Source organism: uncultured Metabacillus sp., assembly GCF_947503125.1.
Taxonomy (GTDB): Bacteria; Bacillota; Bacilli; order Bacillales; family Bacillaceae; genus Metabacillus.
The window spans coordinates 311,771-330,259 of the sequence record NZ_CANNCR010000001.1 but is presented as its reverse complement, the minus strand read 5'-3'; the positions used below and the strand labels follow the sequence as shown (position 1 = coordinate 330,259).

Here is an 18,489-nt window from a genome sequence, read left to right as displayed (position 1 = left end):
ACAAACTGTAATTAAAAACCATTCATTTTTAAGATAGCTGGTATGAAAATCACCAAATGCAAATTATCTAATTAGTTAGAAAATTTGCATTTATTGATTTCAGGAAGAAAGGGGTGACTCTTCAGGTGAAAACCTACTCTAACAAACTTAAATATAGGACTTTTACACTATACCCACTTAAGTTAGAGAGGTTGCACCTTTTTTAAGCCATCCCCTTAGTCTGTTGATCTTTATTTTGTTGGTACTTCGATCTCACCATTAAGTATTTTTTCTTGGTATTCTTTTACTTTTGCTTTTACTTCATCTGATAAATGTTCATCATGTGGAGCAGGCGCAATACCGATTGCTTCTTCCTCAATACCGTATTCGATCACTTCCCCACCTGGGAAATCACCTGTTGCAGCCTTTTCAGCAAGGTCTTTAACCGCAACGTCAACACGTTTTACCATTGATGTTAAAGTTATGTTAAATTCTTTCCCGTCTTTGGTTTTACCGTTCCCTTCTTCATATTGGTCTTTATCAACACCAATTACCCAAATTTCACGATCCGGATTTTCTACTTTTAAATCAATTGCTTCAGAGAAAACTCCATTTCCAGTTCCACCTGCAGCATGATAAATAATGTCTGCTCCGGCACCATACATGCTAGATGCAATTGCTTTTCCTTTATCAGCCGCATCGAATGCACCAGCATATTGAATATCTACTTTTGCTTCTGGATTTACAGCCTTAACACCTTCTACAAATCCTACTTCAAACTTTTTAATTAAGTCTGATTCTATACCGCCTACAAAGCCAACTTTATTTGTTTTTGTGGTTAAACCCGCAACGACACCAACAAGGAATGAACCTTGATGCTCTTTAAATGTGATGCTGGCTACATTTGGCTGATCTACAACACTATCAACAATAGCAAAATGTACATCCTTTTGTTGCTGAGCTATCTCTTCAATTGCCCCCTGCAATTTGTAGCCAATTCCATAGATTAGGTCATAGTCCTTACGAGCAAGTGTATTTAAGTTTGTCGCATAGTCTGCGTCACTTTGAGACTGCAGATAGTCAAAACCTTTGCCTTTTTCAAGATTATTTTCTTCACCATATGCTTTAAGCCCTTCCCAAGCTGATTGGTTGAAGGATTTATCATCTACACCGCCAACGTCCGTTACCATTGCGACAGAAAAGTTATCATCTGCAGCTTCTCCGCCGCCTTCTCCAGCTCCCTCATTTTGGCCGCCACCACAGCCTGCTAATAATGTACCTGCAGCCAATATTAAGGATAATGCAAGTCCAAATTTTTTCTTCATGTTAAAAACCCCCTAAGATTTAATGATGTTTAGTTGTTAACTAAACTTTCCTATCAGTGTGCAAATCACCTCCTCACAGGTTAAAATACCCACCATCGTCAGAAATCAACATCTAGGAGATAAGCACTAAACTATATAGATTTTGTATCAAACATTATGTACGAATTATAGGCATTTATGTATTGTTTTGTTTCGATCGATAGCCTATATCCGCTTTCTTACTACATGGAAACTAAAATGATCTGCTCTAAAATAATTTAATGAGTATAAAACTGGACGGTCTTGATTATCAAAATGCATTTGCTTTAATAAAAGCAGTGACGTTTCCGGATCACATTCTAAAATAGGTGAAATTTTTTCATGATATCCAATCGGGTCAATATGTGTGACAGCATAACTAATATATATATTAGCTTTTTCTTCCAATAATTGAAATAAGGATTCTTGCTCATGATCAAAGGTATCCGGTAAAATTTTTGTCGGAATTTTGTCAATACAATACACAACTGGCTCACCATTTGCTGTTCTTACTCTTTCCAGTAGGAATATTTCCTCTTCCTTGCCACATTTAAACCTTTTTACATCATCGTCTGTTGCTCCTGTAATAGAGGAAGAAAGAAAAATTGTACCAGGTTTATGGTTTCCTTTTTCTATCATTCCAGTTACACTGTTCAATTGTTCAATACCTGAAGTAAACCTTGGCTTTGAATTAACGAAGGTCCCTACCCCATGCCTTCTTATGATAACGTTTTCTTCCTCAAGGATGCGGAGTGCTTCCCTTAATGTTGCTCTACTTACCCCTAATCCTTTAGAAAGTTCAAATTCAGAAGGCAATTTTTCTTTTTCCCGATATATCCCTTTTTCGATATCTTCTTTAATTTTATCTATAACTTGTAAATACAAGTGACGATTGTCAGATTTAATACTCATTGGCCCGCCCCCTCCTCATTGTATAAGAGATCAGACATCTGATGTTATACACCTATCTCTAATCGAAAATACTATATCATGTTTTAATAAAGAAATAAATAAAAACTATTTAATTTTGTCGAAATTAGTAGAAAACTAAAATAAGTTCCTAAATTTAGTCTTGCACTTCAAGTTTAACGGTATTTGAAATTATTATGATCTCTTTTTATGACATTATTCTTTGTACAAAAATCATTTTACTCGATGCATGCCTTTTCTCTTTTTAAAAATTTAAGTTATTCTTAATGCATTAAGTTCATTTTTCAGGGAAAGTATAGTTTACATAATATTTTTATTGTAAAATTGGACAAGACAAACTTAAAAAAAAGACTAAACAGGATTTTAATTTTCAAAACCTGTTTAGTCTTTAACTTAACGATCAAGATGTTAGTTCTTCATGTTTTTCTTTTGATAGAAGAACATCACGAGGTTTACTTCCCTCATATGGGCCAACTACTCCCCGATCTTCCATTGCATCAATCAATCTTGCCGCACGTGTATAACCAATCCTAAATCTGCGCTGCAGCATCGAGACAGAGGCTGTTTGCATATCAACAACTAGCTGTACAGCCTCATCATATAAATCATCCTGTACTTCACTGGTTGTTTCAACTATTTCAGATGGAATCATCTCTTCTTGATATTGCGCCTTCTGTTGTCCAATAACAAAGTTAACAGTTTGTTCCACCTCTTCGTCAGATAAAAAGGCTCCTTGCACACGGACTGGTTTTGATGCACCTACAGGTAAGAAGAGCATGTCACCTCTGCCTAAAAGTTTTTCAGCGCCTCCCATATCAAGAATTGTTCTTGAATCTGTTTGTGATGATACGCTGAATGCGATTCTTGAAGGGATGTTGGCTTTAATCACTCCTGTGATAACATCAACTGACGGCCGCTGAGTCGCGATGATTAAATGAATTCCTGCGGCACGAGCCATTTGTGAGAGCCTTGTAATGGAATCTTCGACATCTGAAGAAGCAACCATCATTAAATCTGCAAGCTCATCAACGATTACGACGATATACGGTAGCTCAGGATGTAAGGCTGCTTCCTCGTGATTATTCCGTCTGATAATTTCATTGTAGCCTTCGATATTTCGTGTACCGGTATGTGAAAATAGCTCATACCGGCGTTCCATTTCATTTACGACTTTTTTAAGTGCTTGTGAAGCCTTTTTTGGATCAGTTACGACAGGAGCAAGCAAATGTGGCACACCATTGTACACATTTAATTCAACCATTTTCGGATCTATCATCATCAATTTCACTTCATGCGGCTTCGCACGCATCAGAATACTGGTAATAATCCCATTTATACACACACTTTTCCCGCTTCCGGTTGCACCTGCAACGAGTAAGTGAGGCATTTTATTTAATTCAGCTAAAACCGCATCCCCGGAAATATCTCTTCCTAAACCAATTAACAGCTTTGCATCAGGGCGATCATTTGCTTTAGACTCCAATACTTCCCGTAGAGATACCATGGCTATTTCTGAATTTGGCACTTCAATGCCGATTGCCGATTTACCTGGGATAGGCGCTTCAATTCTAATATCCTTTGCTGCCAGAGCTAAGGCTAAATCATCACTTAAATTAACAATTTTACTTACTTTTACCCCAACATCAGGATAAACTTCATATTTTGTCACTGCTGGTCCAAGATGAACTTGGGTAACCTTTGCTTTTACCCCAAAGCTTTGAAAGGTTTTTTCAAGCTTTCTGGCATTTTCATAAATATTTTTCTTATCAGCTTGTTGCGAGTTATGTTTTGGTGCTTTTAATAAATCTAGCGGCGGCAATTCATAATCTTTGTTTTCTACCTCAACAAATGTCATCGGCTGAAGCATTACTTCTTCTTGTGAAGATGGTTCTCCAGCTGATTTCTTTGCTCTTTGTTTCCGCTCTTGTTCCTCAGCAACATCTACTTGTAGTGAAGGATTGTCCATTGTATGTATAACCATTTCCTGTTGTTCTCCACGTTCAGAGAAGCTAGAGATGATTGGCTGCAGCTCTTCTTCCTCTTCAATAATATCTGAATTAAGTTCACTTGTTTCTTCCCTTTTTCTCTCTTTACGTTTTTGTTTTTTCTTCTCATGTCTTTTTTTCATCGCAGAAGGGATGCTTTTCATATCATTTTTAAACCCAATTGCCTGAGACTTAATAAACCTTCCAATTGGCACTAATATCTTGGCTAAAGTTGCTTGCAGAGAACGACCTGTAATTAAAATAATTCCGATTACGATTAAAACGATCGCGATTATTTTAGAGCCAGCTTCCGCAAAGAGGTAGTAGGATGCAGCAAATAGCAGAGCCCCTAACATACCTCCACCTAAATCAACGGTACTTGCTTCACCTCTTACATCCATCCAAAATAATTGAAGTGTATTAGAGAGTACACTCGGGGAAGCAAATGTCCCGTTATGTGAAAGCATTTTGAAAAGCGTGACATGACTTAATAATAATAAAGAAGCCGTCACACAATAAACCCCAACCATTTGTCTGTTAAATAATGAGGGAATTTGCCTTTTCCATATTAAATAAAATGAAAAAAGAACAACGCCAATGAGAAAGAGCATGTACCATTCTCCACTAAAAAAACGAAATAAATGGACGAATGTTACACCAACAAAGCCCAGCTTTGAAATGGCGATGAGAGCAATCGCCAAAATAATTAAACCTGCTAACTCATATTTTAAGATCTTTTTCCAATCATCCTTTGACTTCCTTTGTTTTCTTTTTCGTTTCGCCATAACTAATCACCTATGTATCATAAATTTCTTTAGAAATGAAGAAAGCAGCCGAAAAACTGGCTGCCTCATCGTTGTCTTCTTATTATACCATAATTCCCCTCATTGGTAGAAACGGACATGGTAATTTTTTGTCCAGGACAATATTGACTATCAAGGAAATGGCGGGGATCACTGCTTAAAACTCGTACAATTTCATATTGTGCGTTTGAACCTTCTTGAACAAGAAGCTGAACACCATTCATTTCAATGACAGTCTGTTTTTTATATTCGTCCTCTTGTGTTGGAAACATTAACTGCTCCGGCATCATTGTATAAAAGATCATTGAAGCACCTGCTTTTCACTCGTTTTTTCAAGCATGCTATTTAGCTTTTGCATCGCTTGACCAACGCCGCCGACCTCATCAATTAATCCGTATTGTACGGCATCCTTTCCAACGACATTTGTTCCAATATCACGTGTTAAATTGCCTTTTGAAAACATTAGTTCTTTAAATTTCTCTTCACTAATATTTGAGTGCTTTGTGACAAAATTAATGACTCGATCCTGCATTTTATCTAAGTATTCAAAGGTTTGCGGTACACCAATGACTAAACCTGTTAACCGGACCGGGTGAATAGTCATTGTTGCGGTTTCAACGATAAAGGAATGATCACACGAGACAGCAATTGGAACACCAATCGAATGCCCGCCTCCCAAAACAATAGAAACTGTTGGTTTAGATATCGTGGCCAGCATTTCTGCAATCGCCAAACCTGCTTCAACATCACCGCCAACCGTATTCAAAATAACCAATAATCCTTCAATGTTTGGATTTTGTTCAATTGCAACGATTTGCGGGATCACATGCTCATATTTCGTAGTTTTATTTTGCGGTGGAAGCTGAATATGTCCTTCAATTTGCCCGACAATTGTTAAGCAATGAATTTTTGACTCTTGTCCCATTTGCGGGACATTCGTTTGCCCTAATTGCTGAATTTTATCGACAATTGTGCTTTCTTTTCCTTCTTGCTTTTCACTGCCTTCATTTTGATCGTTGCCTTGTATGTAATGATCATGAGTTGCCATGTTTCATCACCCTTTCTTTTCATTCTTATTGTAGTATTTACAACCATTTGCATTTCATGCGAATGAAAGAAAATCCTACAAGGTTTCTTTTATAAAAGATGTTGTTTTTGAATAAGGCTTTTAAAATTGGCTGTTGCTTTCCTCTGCAGGCACTCATCTTAGCTGAAGAGCCTTCTTACTGCTTCCACATCTGCGGGATCTCCCCTATTCTTTTTCTACTAAAAAGAAGCTGACACCTTTTGTCAGCTTCTTTTATTTATTCACCATTCTATTATAAGCGTTTTCACCAGTATAGAATGGAATTTTGCTGAAAAAATTAAATTTCCATAATAATTGGTAAAATCATTGGTCTTCTTTTCGTTTTTTCATATAGGAATTGATTGAGTGCTTCTCTTATACTAAGCTTTAATGCTGACCATTCAATGGTATACTCCTGCATGCTTTTTTCCACGATAGAAGTAACAATTTCATTGGCATGGCCGATCAGCTCTTCTGATTCTCTTACATACACAAACCCTCTTGTGATAATCTCCGGACCAGAAATAATTTTCTTTTTCTGTTTATCCAACGTGACGACAACAATTAAGATTCCATCCTGGGATAATAAACGACGATCACGAAGGACGATGTTTCCAACGTCACCGATGCCTAGTCCGTCGATTAAAATATTGCCCGAAGGAACCTTCGCACCAGTATTTACATTATTTCCTTTAAACTCAATGACGTCGCCTTTTTCGACTAAAAAGATGTTTTCCTCATTCACCCCTACTTGCTTTGCTAGTTTAGCATGAGCCTTTTGCATTTTATATTCTCCATGAATCGGAATAAAGAATGTTGGCTTAGTAAGGTTGAGCATCATTTTTAATTCTTCTTGGTGACCATGGCCTGAAACGTGGATTTGCTTTTGCCCAAATACGACATTGGCACCTGCTCTAAATAATAAATCAATTGTTTTTGAGAAAACCAGTTCATGTCCAGGTATCGGTGTTGCCGCTACCAGAACAGTGTCCCCATGTTTTACATTTACTTGTTTATGAGACTGCTTCGCCATTCTTGATAATACAGCTAACGGTTCTCCCTGATTGCTAGTTGTAAGGATGGCAATTTCATTTTTAGGGTACTTGTCTATTTCATTAACAGAAATGATTATGTCTTCTTCAACCTCAATATATCCTAGATTAATAGCTAAATTAAGGATATTTTTCATGTTTTTCCCAACTATTGCCAGTTTGCGATTATTTTTCAATGCAGCGTTTATGACTTGCTGAATTCGATAAAGGTTGGAAGCAAATACTGCAATAATGACTCTGCCTTCTGCATCATACATTACATCAGAAATTTCACTGCCGACAATCGCCTCTGATCCTGAATAGCCAGGTTTTTCAGCGTTGATACTGTCAGATAATAAACATAATACGCCCGCTTCACCAATTTTAGCAATTGTTGCAATATCCATTAAATTTTCACCAATAGGTGTTTGATCAAATTTAAAATCTCCTGTATGAACAATCGATCCCATCGTCGTTAAAAAACTTATTCCTACTGAATCAGGGATGCTGTGATTAGTTTTAAAAAAAGAAATCTCTGAACTTGAAAAACGCAATAATGTTTCACTATCAATTTCTTTCACTAAAACATTTTGTTTTATACGGTTTTCTTTTAATTTTTCACTCAATAAAGCCAATGTTAGTTTAGTCCCGTAAATAGGAACACTTAAATTATTTAATAGATAGAAAATTCCTCCGATATTCTCATCATGACCATGTGTTAAAAAAATACCTCTTACACGTTCTTTATTTTCTTTTAAATATGTAATGTCAGGTATAACCATATCAATTCCTAACATTTCACCCTCAGGATACATCAACCCTGCATCTACGACAAAAATATCCGTGTTAATTTCCACTACAAACATATTTTTACCGACTTCACCTACGCCCCCCAAGGCAATTAATTTAATCGTTTCTGTCTTTTCCATGATTTAATAAATCCTCCCCACTGAAGTACCCGTTCAACGTCACTTAGAAACATTATAACTGATGAAAGAAATGGAATACAAGGAAATTTTGGCCGTATAGTTTTTATGTAAGTTCATTGTCAAAAAATTTCCAATAATTAATTCAGGGTCTGATCCAAGAGGATCAGACCCTGAGAAAAAGACAAACATTAATTATTTTAGATAGGTATTCATTACCTCAATTAACTCATTGCGTTCGCTGCTTGTCAATGGCACCAATGGCAAGCGCACAGATCCAACATCAATCCCTTTAACCTGCAGAGCTGTTTTTACTGGTGTTGGATTTGGAGAAGCAAATAACTGCTTTACAACCGGCAACAATGTGCGATGTTGTTTTGCTGCTGCAGCATAGTCTCCATTAATAAATGAAGAAATCATTGATTGCATTTCTGTTCCAGCAATATGGGAAGCAACAGAGACAACTCCGACTCCGCCAATTGATAATACTGGTATTGTTAATGCATCATCACCAGTATAAAGGGCAAAATCATCTTTCGTTCTTGAAATAATTTCTGACATTGCATCTAAATCACCGCTTGCTTCTTTTATTGCCACAATATTAGGAAGCTCTGATAATCTTACAATTGTATCAACGGACAAATTAATTACACTTCTGCCAGGAATATTATAAAGCATAACCGGGAGTTTAGTTGATTCAGCAATTGCTTTAAAATGTTGATAAAGCCCTTCCTGACTAGGCTTATTATAATAAGGGACAACAAGCATAATCGCATCAACGCCAGCTTCCTCAGCTTTTTTCGTTAAATGAATGGACGCTGCCGTATTATTGCTGCCCGTTCCTGCAATGACAGGAACTCTCCCATTTACTTCTTTAACTGTATGTTTAAAAAGAGCAATTTTCTCTTCTGTACTTAGTGTAGGCGATTCACCAGTTGTACCGGCAATAACCAATGAATCAGATCCATGATTGATCAAATAGTCAATTAATATTGAAGTTTTTTGAAAGTCGATATTTCCATTTTTATCAAACGGCGTGATCATCGCTGTAGAAAGCCTTCCAAAATGAATCATTCTAAACTCTCACTCCTCTTTTTGCCAACTCTTAATTTGAAAGATCGAACGCTTCGTGTAAAGCATTTACTGCTTTTATCATATCCTCTTCTTTTACCAATACCCAAATTGTCGTATGACTATCTGCGGATTGCAGAATTTGGATGCCTTTTTCGGATAATGCTGTTACAATTTTAGCTGTTACACCAGGAACCCCCATGATTCCTGCTCCAACTGTTGACACCTTTGCACAATGTCTATTTATAATTGGCTCATAACCGAGAGATCTTAATATATCAACTGCTCGATCTGTTACCTTATCTGGCACTGTATAAATGACACCCTTTGGAGTTATATTGAAAAAGTCAACACTTATACCATCCTTGGCCATCGCTTTAAATACTTCCGTCTGGACATCATATTGCCCTTCCTTTGCGTTCACTTTTATTTGAGTCACATCGGAAACATGTGCAATTCCGGTTATAAGACGCTCATAAACATCGCTTCCTCGTTTTTTCGAATGATTTGATGTTACAAGAGTTCCAGATGACTGTGAATAAGTAGAACGGACTCTAATCGGTACTTCTGATTGCATCGCAATTTCAACAGCACGAGGATGGATGACCTTGGCCCCTTGATAGGCAAGGTTAACAATTTCTGTATAAGTTACTGTTGAAAGTGGTTTTGCATTTTCAACAATTCTAGGGTCAGCGGTCATTACTCCTTCAACATCTGTGAAGATATCGACAAATTCAGCATCCAATGCCGCTCCCAATGCTGCAGCTGAAGTATCACTTCCACCTCGTCCAATTGTTGTTATATCACCTGTTTTTATAGACGCTCCTTGAAATCCGGCGACAACGACAACATCATGGTCACCGAGTGTTTCAAGAAGGCGGTCACACTTCATTTCAAGGATCTTTGCATTCGTATGCTCATTACTGGTTACAAAACCTGCCTGAGCCCCATTTAAAGCTGTAGCTTTTATTCCATTTTGATTCAACATGCTTGAAAAAACGATGGATGAAATTATTTCTCCACAGGAAAGAAGCATATCCTGCTCTCTGTTAGAAATCATCTCGACATCTCCATATAGTAATCCCAGCAATGTATCGGTTGCATATGGATCACCTTTTCTGCCCATGGCAGAAACAACGACTACTACCTTATATCCTATTTCAATCGCTTCCTGTATATGGGCTAAGGCCATTTTTCGCCCGTGGTCATCCTTTACGGACGTTCCTCCGAATTTTTGCACGATAATTTTCATTGTAACACCTCTACTATAGACGTGAGAGAAGAGAGCTGGTTATCCATGCTCTCTTCCTGATAAAGATTAAACTAATTGTAATTTAACTAGACTTTCTGCAATTTGTACTGAATTCCATGCTGCACCTTTTAAGAGATTATCGGAAACAATCCACATATGAAAACCGTTTTCGCGGTCTAAATCTTTACGAATTCTGCCCACAAAAACATCGTTTTTACCTACGCAATGAGCCGGCATTGGATAAATCTGCTGTGATGGATCGTCTTGCAGTGTTACGCCGTCTGAATCTCTTAATAATTCTTTTACCTGATCTACAGAAACATCGTTTTGATCAAGTTCTACATATACAGACTCTGAATGTCCCGTTTCAACTGGTAAACGAACACAAGTTGCCGCTACTTGCAGCTTTGGCATACTCATAATTTTTTTTGTTTCATTTATCATTTTCATTTCCTCAAATGTAAATCCATTGTCTTGGAATTTATCAATTTGCGGAATCGCATTAAAGGCAATTTGATAGTGTTTTTCATCACCTTTTACTGGAAGAATTTCCGGAGTATATTCTTCGCCATTAAGGATCGCTTGTGCTTGCTGTTTTAGTTCATTAATTGCTGCAGCACCTGCACCTGATACAGCTTGATAGGTTGAAACAATCACTTTATTTAAGCCATATTGCTTACGAAGCGGTTCAAGTGCAACAACCATTTGGATTGTAGAACAGTTTGGATTTGCAATGATTCCATTGTGGTTTCTTAATTCTTCTTCGTTTACTTCTGGTACTACGAGAGGAACATTTTCGTCCATGCGGTATGCACTTGTGTTATCAACAACAATTGCACCGCGTTTTACCGCTTCAGGTGCAAGTTGTTTTGATACACTGCCTCCCGCACTAAATAAGGCAATTTGCACTCCTTCAAAGCTGTCCGGTGTTGCCGCTTGCACAATATATTCTTCGTTTCTGAACGTAATTTTTGTCCCTGCAGAACGTTCAGACGAAAGCAAAGTTAGTTTTGAAATTGGAAAATTACGTTTTTCCAGAGTTTGAAGCATTTGCTGCCCTACTGCTCCAGTTGCTCCGACTACTGCTACATGATAACCTTTTGCTTCCATTAACCACTAGCTCCTTCCAGCTACCTTAATCAGTCATATTAAAATAGCTTCAAATCATTTACGTACTATTCTATCACATTAATTGTCGAATGGACTCATAAATTTATCATTGTTTTATTGAATTTTTAAATTATTTTTCTAAATCGCGATATTTTTCTACGACAACAGGCTGTAATTGCTTCCCCTCTAATGCTGCCAGTACAGTATCAAGCAATGAGTCCATTCTTGCAACCATTGAATTAGGTTTTTGAAGCGGAGCATCCTGACCAAAAGGAACAAAATAGATATCTTTTGTTGCCATTAACCTCATAAGATTAACACCATTTAATCCAAGAGCATCATTTGTTGAAATCCCGACTACGACCGGGCGATGAGTTCTTAATGTTGCTTTAGCAGCCATTAATACCGGTGAGTCTGTCATCGCATTTGCAAACTTACTCATAGAGTTCCCTGTTAATGGTGCAATGACCATGCAATCAAGCGGAAGCTTTGGACCTAATGGTTCCGCCTTTACGATTGAATCGATTACTTCATTCCCTGTAAGTTGCTCAATTTTTTCAACCCATTCACCGGCAGCTCCGAAACGAGTTGTTGTATTTTTAACAGTGAATGATACAACAGGGATCACGTCTGCACCTTCATCTAAAATTGATTTAATTTGCGGATATACTTCTTCATATGTGCAATGAGAACCCGTAATGCCAAATCCTATACGTTTTCCTTTTAACTTCATTAAGAAGACCCCTTTCCTTCTAATAAATCATTCAAAAGCTGTGTGAGAACATTCGCAATGATTTGGCCTGCTGTTTTAGGGGCAACAATTCCAGGTAAACCTGGTGCCAAAAGTGCTTTGATTCCCCGTTTTTCTGCATAACGAAAATCAGTACCTCCTGACTTTGATGCCAAATCAACGATTAACGTGTGTGCCGGCATACTGGAAATCACCTGCGCCGTAATGATCAAGTGTGGGATCGTATTAATACATACATCAATGTCTTTTACTTCATTTTTTAAATGTTCTAAGGAAAATGGAGTTAGCCCCATTTCCGTAATTCTTGCTAAGTGGGCAGTATCTCTTGCACCAACCTTTACATTAGCTCCTAGTGCTGAAAACGTTCTAGCTACACTCATCCCTACTCTGCCAAGACCTAAAACTGCAATTTTTGAGCCATGGATCGTGATATCAGTGTGTTGGATGACCATCATGATCGTTCCTTCAACGGTTGGAATTGAATTGTATATAGCAACATCATCTCGTTCAAAAAGCTGGATTAACTTGCGATTTGTTGTTTGAACAAGCTTATCTAAGTAAGAATTTGTTATACCGGAATAAATTACACAATGTGGCGGAGTTTGTAAAACTAAATCCTCCGTTAGCTTAACCTCTTCATTTGAAAACACTGTTTCAATAATCCCCTCTTGATTTGTTCCAGGGATAGGCAGAATAATTGCATCTATTTCTTTAAATATAACCTCATCTATCTTTGCTTTCGTAGCACCAGTAAATCCGTGGTCTAATTGGTCAAAACCGATGAGAAATAGCTTTGCGTCTAGTTCAGTTAATTTTCGGATCACTTCAAGCTGCCTTGCATCGCCACCGATAACTGCTACGTTTAATCCTGTTAACATGTTGATCGTTCACCTTCTTTTCGGCATGTTATCTGTTTTGAGTTCTTTGATTTCCTAGAATAACTTACTTCAACATACTATGTAGAAACTTCAATATGGGTGAATAACATGAGGAAATTTGATGGGAGGGACTTCGTTTATGCTCTTTTAAGGAAGACGCTTCATTTAAAAGCGATCTTACATGAATGATGAAAAGTGTTGTGTAGAAGTTAAAAAAAGGCTGTCTCAGTTAAAAGGTTTTATCCTTTCTGAGTCAGCCCAATATGGTTCTATTCAACATTTTCATTCTGATCATCTGGAATATCAAGGATGATCATATCCGTACCAATTTTTTTTATATGCTGCCATGGAACACGAATCTCCTGGCCCTGTTTCCTAAGACCAAACCACTTTAATGAAGGGATAATTAAGGTTGTGATTTGACCAGTCTGTTCATTTATTTCAAGATCTGTTTGGCCTAAAACTCCTAATCGTTCAGCACGCTTAACATCGACAATTTCTTTTCCGCTTAACTCACTTAATCTCATGGCCATTCCCCCTTTTTACTATCATATCGTTTAACATCATAAAAAAATGCCTACAATTTCTATAAAATTGCAGACATTCAATCATTTATTTTAGTTTTTCCGGCAACTGACCATCCGGACTTATTAAGGCAATCGAATAAGCATCTGAAAATAATTGATTTGCGAGCTTATTCACACTATCTTCAGTAACCTCATTGACCTTTTCAATGATCGAATCCAGTGAACGGTGGCGACCAAGCAAAAGCTCATTTTTTCCATTTCTGCTCATCCGGCTATTTGTACTTTCAAGACTAAGCATTAAGCTCCCCTTCATTTGCTCCTTGCTATTGGCTAATTCTTTTTCCGTTATTCCTTCTGCTTTTAAAGTAGCTAATGTTTCTTGAATGGTTTCAAATAACATATTCAACTGGCTGTTTCCAGTACCGCCATAAATCGTAAGCAGACCATTATCCTCATAGGATGAGTGATAAGAAAATACGGAGTATGCAAGGCCCTTTTGTTCTCTCACATCCTGGAACAAGCGGCTGCTCATACTTCCGCCTAAAATATTATTTAGAACAATCAAACTGTAAATATTATCATGTCCTACCTCCAAGCCGTTAAAGCCAATACAGAGATGCGCTTGTTCCGTATCTTTTTTTCTCGCAAGCTTTTGATCCATAAAGCTCGGCTTTTCAAATTCACGTTTTTTCGAACCAGTTTCATAAGCACCAAAAAGCTTTTCAATTTCTTTAATAAAATCTTCATTAACATTACCGGCCACTGAAACAACAACATTATCTGGTGTATAATAGTTATTCATGTATTCTCTTAACATATCGCCATTAAATGTTGCCAGCGTTTCTTCCGTTCCTAAAATAGGGTATCCAAGCGGATGATCACCATATGTAGCACGACTTAAAATATCATGTACAATATCATCTGGAGTATCTTCATACATTTTGATCTCTTCATAAACTACATTCTTTTCTTTTTTAAGCTCTTCTTCATCAAAGGTGGAATGAAAAAACATATCTGCTAATACATCTAATGCATATTTGGCATGGTCATCAAGTACCTTTGCATAATAGCATGTATATTCTTTAGAGGTAAATGCATTGACCTGGCCACCAATACTATCAAAGGACTCAGCTATTTCTCTTGCTGTTCTTGTTTTGGTTCCTTTAAAAAACATATGCTCTAAAAAGTGGGAGATCCCGTTATTTTTCAAGTTCTCATTACGGGATCCAGTCCCGATCCATATACCAATTGCAACAGAACGGACAGTTGGTATGTTTTCTAATACTATTCTTACTCCGTTTTGACAAGTATATTTTTTTATCACACTTGTTCCTCCTTCATAGGTGCTACAATTCTTCATTCGTCTAGTTTGTTATTTTTTCCAATAACTGATAATCTTTTTTCGTCAACAAGCATTGAGACAGAACCGAATGAATAGCCTTTTTCCTTTATGGATAAGATAAGTGTTTCTAAACTTTCAGCTGTCGAGGAAGTTGGATGCATCAAGATTAATGCTCCGTTATGAACCTTACTCATAACTCTTTGAACTAAAACATGTGGTTGAGGCCGCTGCCAATCTATTGTATCCACACTCCACATAATTGTACCCATATTCATTTCGTCTGCAATTTTTACAACTTCATCTTTGAAGCTACCGCTAGGCGGTGCAAACCAGGTAGGTGTTACATCTGTTACTGACTTAATCACTTCATTTGTTTTTAGCAGCTGTTCTCTAATTTTCGCCTGTGACAACTGACTCATATCAGGATGTGTATAGGAATGATTTCCAACCTCGTGTCCGGCATCAACGATCATTTTCGCCATTTCCGGATTTTCTTTTGCCCACCTTCCTTCTAGAAAGAAGGTAGCTTTTACATGGTATTTATTCAACGTCTCTAACATATCTGGAATATACTCATTTCCCCAAGCGACATTGATGATAAATGAAACCATCGGCTTATCAGGATGTCCCCGATAGATCGGCTCTGCAGGCAGATCTTCTAAATGTACAGATGGTTCAACCTGACGATAGACAAGAAGGTTTTCATCAAAGACTCCCTTTGCCTTCATTTTTTTATAGGATTGATCAAGATCTACCTCTATACCATTATAGCCTGGTGTAGCCTTCCATACTTTATGTATTTCCGCATTTTGGGCAGGGATATTATATTCTATCGCTCTTTTTGCAATCTCTTCGTACAATTCATCCTTTTGCTTTGAGACTGTTACACTTGCTGTCTTCATTTGCTCAACATAAGAAGATGTAAATGGATTTTCAATAAACCCTATGCTAACCGTCAAGATTATAAGAAATCCAACGAATTGAATAATTTTCCTTTGCATTATGTATCCCCCTTTTTACTAAAAAATATGTAAAAAGGGGACAAGGTAGAACCGAAATGCGTATGTGCCTTGATTAGGTCCGAAAATCATAAGACGAGCATGAATAGAAGGTGTACTTTGCCTACTATTCATGATTGGCTAGACTTTCGAACCTAGGCGATGGATCTAGACACCAAAAGCATTTGCAATAATTACCTATTCATAGTGAAAAATCTCATACTAAATCTCTCTATGTAAAATCGCAATACCTTCATAACCGAAAAAGAAGCCCGGTTACCCCGGCCTCCACGATCAACCTTCTTGCTTTTCTTGTTCCTTTTGTTCTTTTAAGACTGCTTTACGAGATAAATTAACACGGCCTTGCTTATCGATTTCTGTGACTTTTACTAGAATTTCATCACCAATAGAGACAACATCCTCAACCTTGCCAACACGTTCTAAAGCAAGCTCGGAAATGTGAACCAGTCCATCTTTTCCGCTAAAAATTTCAACAAATGCACCAAACTTTTCAATACGTTTTACTTTTCCGAGATACATTTGACCAACGACAACTTCACGAACGAGGTCTTCGATGATTTTCTTAGCTTTTTGATTCATTTCTTCATTAATAGATGAAATGAAAACAGTTCCGTCCTGTTCAATGTCGATTTTAACGCCTGTTTCTTCAATAATTTTATTAATTTGTTTTCCGCTTGGTCCTATGACATCTCTAATTTTTTCAGGATTAATTGTCATCGTTAAAATTTTAGGTGCATATTGTGAAAGCTCCTGCTTAGGTGCCTGGATTGTTGCAAGCATTGACTTTAAAATTTCCATACGGCCTTTCTTTGCTTGCTGTAATGCCTCTTCTAAAATCTCCCTGGAAAGACCTTCAATTTTAATATCCATTTGTAATGCAGTTACCCCTGATTCGGTACCTGCAACTTTAAAGTCCATATCCCCTAACGCATCTTCCATACCTTGAATATCTGTTAGCACTGTATAGTGTTCACCAGATTTTACAAGCCCCATTGCAATACCTGCTACAGGAGCTTTAATTGGCACACCTGCATCCATCATTGCTAATGTACTTGCACAAATACTTGCCTGTGACGTTGATCCGTTTGATTCAAGTACCTCTGACACTAGTCGGATTGTATATGGAAAATCCTTTTCAGAAGGTATAATTGGTTCTAATGCTCTTTCACCCAAAGCACCATGACCGATTTCTCTACGTCCTGGCCCTCTCATTGGTCCTGTTTCCCCGACACTAAATTGCGGGAAATTATAATGATGCATGAAACGTTTTGATTCTTCAATTCCCAAGCCATCTAAAATTTGCACATCACCTAGTGCACCAAGTGTACAAATACTTAACGCTTGAGTTTGTCCGCGTGTAAACAAGCCTGAACCATGAGTTCTTGATAAAAGCCCTACCTCTGATGATAAAGGACGGATCTCATCGACACCACGGCCGTCAGGTCTTACCTTTTCTTCAGTAATGAGACGGCGAACCTCAGCTTTTACGATTTTAGACAGGATTTGCTTTACCTGTTTTAATGTATCTTCATCAGCTTCATTCTCTTCAAATTTCATGACAACTGCATTTTTTACTTCATTGATTGCATCTTCTCTTGCATGTTTTTCTTGAACTTGAATGGCTTTTAGTAAGTCATTTTCTGCGATTTCACGAATTTGTTTTTCTAGATCAGCATCTAACTCAAATAATTCAATTGCCATTTTTTCTTTTCCAACAGCTTGAGCGACTTCTTCTTGGAAAGCGATAAGGCGTTTAATTTCTTCATGTCCAAACATGATCGCTTCTAGCATCGTTTCCTCAGGTACTTCTTTTGCACCCGCCTCAACCATGTTGATGGCATCCTTCGTCCCAGCTACCACTAGATGAATATCACTTTGTTCAGCCTGTTCAACGGTCGGATTAATGATAAATTCATTATTGATTCTTCCAACTGTTACACCAGCGATTGGCCCTTCAAACGGGATATCTGAAACACAAAGTGCTAAAGATGAACCAAACATAGCTGCCATTTCAGATGAACAATCCTGATCAACACTCATCACAATGCTGATAACTTGTACTTCATTTCGAAATCCATCTGCAAATAATGGTCTGATTGGACGATCAATTAACCTGCTCGCCAAAATCGCCTTTTCACTTGGACGACCTTCTCTTTTTATAAAACCGCCTGGGATTTTCCCGACCGCATATAAGCGTTCCTCATAATTCACTGTTAACGGGAAGAAATCAAGTGGCTTTGGATCCTTTGATGCAGTTGCTGTACTTAATACAGCCGTATCACCATAACGAACCAGAACAGAACCGTTTGCTTGTTTGGCTAATTGTCCAATTTCAACGGTTAAATTTCTGCCGGCCCATTCTATGGAAAATGATTGCTTATCTTGTCCCATAAAGTTAAAAAACCCCTCTCATATAATAAAGATTATGTATTAGTATGAACCATTTAAATTCAACATATCAATGTTGTTATTGTAT

Annotated in this window: 15 protein-coding genes; all 15 read right to left on the bottom strand. The window is 37.5% G+C overall.

Annotated features, from left to right (window positions below; translation table 11 throughout):
* Window positions 1-230: 230 nt before the first annotated feature.
* On the bottom strand, window positions 231-1,304 hold the full coding sequence (locus Q1B07_RS01595) for a BMP family protein (protein ID WP_299090194.1): 1,074 nt from the start codon (window positions 1,302-1,304) through the stop codon (window positions 231-233).
* Between the two features lie 204 nt (window positions 1,305-1,508).
* Window positions 1,509-2,234 carry a GntR family transcriptional regulator gene (locus Q1B07_RS01590; RefSeq protein WP_299090193.1) on the bottom strand — a complete coding sequence of 242 codons (726 nt, stop codon included), beginning with the start codon at window positions 2,232-2,234 and terminating at the stop codon, window positions 1,509-1,511.
* A gap of 418 nt (window positions 2,235-2,652) precedes the next feature.
* On the bottom strand, window positions 2,653-5,022 hold the full coding sequence (locus tag Q1B07_RS01585) for a DNA translocase FtsK (RefSeq protein WP_299090192.1): 2,370 nt from the start codon (window positions 5,020-5,022) through the stop codon (window positions 2,653-2,655).
* Between the two features lie 65 nt (window positions 5,023-5,087).
* Window positions 5,088-5,345 carry a YlzJ-like family protein gene (locus Q1B07_RS01580; protein WP_299090190.1) on the bottom strand — a complete coding sequence of 86 codons (258 nt, stop codon included), beginning with the start codon at window positions 5,343-5,345 and terminating at the stop codon, window positions 5,088-5,090.
* Window positions 5,342-6,088, bottom strand: a complete 747-nt coding sequence (locus tag Q1B07_RS01575; protein WP_299090187.1) for a ClpP family protease — start codon at window positions 6,086-6,088, stop codon at window positions 5,342-5,344. Before Q1B07_RS01575 ends, Q1B07_RS01580 begins: the two co-directional genes overlap by 4 nt.
* A 316-nt stretch (window positions 6,089-6,404) precedes the next feature.
* A complete protein-coding gene (locus tag Q1B07_RS01570) occupies window positions 6,405-8,066 on the bottom strand; it encodes a ribonuclease J (RefSeq protein ID WP_299090184.1) in 1,662 nt (553 codons plus the stop codon).
* 192 nt (window positions 8,067-8,258) lie between these two features.
* Window positions 8,259-9,137: a 4-hydroxy-tetrahydrodipicolinate synthase gene (gene dapA, locus Q1B07_RS01565; RefSeq protein ID WP_299090181.1), complete on the bottom strand. Its 879-nt coding sequence runs from the start codon at window positions 9,135-9,137 to the stop codon at window positions 8,259-8,261.
* 31 nt (window positions 9,138-9,168) lie between these two features.
* Window positions 9,169-10,386: an aspartate kinase gene (dapG, locus tag Q1B07_RS01560; protein WP_299090178.1), complete on the bottom strand. Its 1,218-nt coding sequence runs from the start codon at window positions 10,384-10,386 to the stop codon at window positions 9,169-9,171.
* A gap of 66 nt (window positions 10,387-10,452) precedes the next feature.
* Entirely contained in the window at window positions 10,453-11,496 is a 1,044-nt protein-coding gene (asd, locus tag Q1B07_RS01555) for an aspartate-semialdehyde dehydrogenase (RefSeq protein ID WP_299090175.1), read from the bottom strand.
* A 130-nt stretch (window positions 11,497-11,626) separates the two neighbouring features.
* Window positions 11,627-12,229: a dipicolinate synthase subunit B gene (locus tag Q1B07_RS01550; RefSeq protein ID WP_299090171.1), complete on the bottom strand. Its 603-nt coding sequence runs from the start codon at window positions 12,227-12,229 to the stop codon at window positions 11,627-11,629.
* A complete protein-coding gene (gene dpaA / locus Q1B07_RS01545) occupies window positions 12,229-13,125 on the bottom strand; it encodes a dipicolinic acid synthetase subunit A (protein ID WP_299090169.1) in 897 nt (298 codons plus the stop codon). The genes Q1B07_RS01550 and dpaA overlap by 1 nt, the downstream gene beginning before the upstream one ends.
* A 269-nt stretch (window positions 13,126-13,394) precedes the next feature.
* Entirely contained in the window at window positions 13,395-13,652 is a 258-nt protein-coding gene (locus Q1B07_RS01540) for a YlmC/YmxH family sporulation protein (protein WP_299090167.1), read from the bottom strand.
* An 85-nt stretch (window positions 13,653-13,737) separates the two neighbouring features.
* Complete coding sequence (locus Q1B07_RS01535; protein ID WP_299090165.1) at window positions 13,738-14,976, bottom strand: pitrilysin family protein; 1,239 nt, start codon at window positions 14,974-14,976, stop codon at window positions 13,738-13,740.
* A gap of 32 nt (window positions 14,977-15,008) precedes the next feature.
* A complete protein-coding gene (locus tag Q1B07_RS01530) occupies window positions 15,009-15,995 on the bottom strand; it encodes a polysaccharide deacetylase family protein (RefSeq protein WP_299090163.1) in 987 nt (328 codons plus the stop codon).
* Between the two features lie 291 nt (window positions 15,996-16,286).
* Entirely contained in the window at window positions 16,287-18,404 is a 2,118-nt protein-coding gene (gene pnp / locus Q1B07_RS01525; protein WP_299090160.1) for a polyribonucleotide nucleotidyltransferase, read from the bottom strand.
* Window positions 18,405-18,489: the final 85 nt, after the last annotated feature.